The following is a 667-nucleotide window of genomic DNA, read 5'->3' as shown; positions in this document are numbered from 1 at the left end:
CTACTATATGTAAGTACCACTTTTCTTATTCTTCTCTATTTAATTTAATAGTAAAAGAGCGTTCTAAAAGTCATCTATGAACTGCACCCCAATTGTTAGACACAGTCTAACAATTGGAGGTGCAGTTTTTCTATGGCTAAATTTACAGCTGATGAAAAAATACAAATCGTTCTACGTTGTTTGAACGGAAATGAAAGTTATCGAGAAATGGGTAGATCGCTCGGTATAAGTGACACAATCATTTTGAATTGGGTAAACCAATATAAACAGAATGGTCTGGAAGCTTTTCTAAAACGATGTACAAATTACACACAACAATTTAAACTAGACGTACTAAACTTTATGATTGAAAACGGTATGTCCTTATTTGAGACGGCAGCTATCTTTAATATTCCTGCCCCTTCAACGATTTCTGTTTGGAAAAAACAGCTCGAAACACAAGGAATTGATGCCCTTCAATCTAAGAAAAAGGGGCGTCCATCCATGAAAAAAGATTCAAATAAACAATTAAAACAACCTTTAGCTAAAGGGTCAGTCGAAGCACTTGAAGCACGCATTAAACAGCTTGAGATGGAAAATGAGTACTTAAAAAAGTTAAATGCCTTAGTTCAAAACAAGGAAAAATCACAAAACAAGACAAAGCGCAAGTAGTCTATGAATTAAGGCA

1 pseudogene is annotated in these 667 nt (G+C 34.5%); it reads left to right on the top strand.

Annotation, left to right across the window (positions count from 1 at the left end):
• Nucleotides 1-132: 132 nt before the first annotated feature.
• A pseudogene (locus tag SB717_RS33375) lies at nt 133-667 on the top strand (transposase); the annotation flags it as partial.

The sequence above is a fragment of the Priestia sp. SIMBA_032 genome, assembly GCF_046535215.1.
In the GTDB taxonomy this organism is placed as follows: domain Bacteria; phylum Bacillota; class Bacilli; order Bacillales; family Bacillaceae_H; genus Priestia; species Priestia aryabhattai.
The sequence above is the reverse complement of the archived record's forward strand: the minus strand, read 5'-3'. Positions and strand labels throughout refer to the sequence as shown.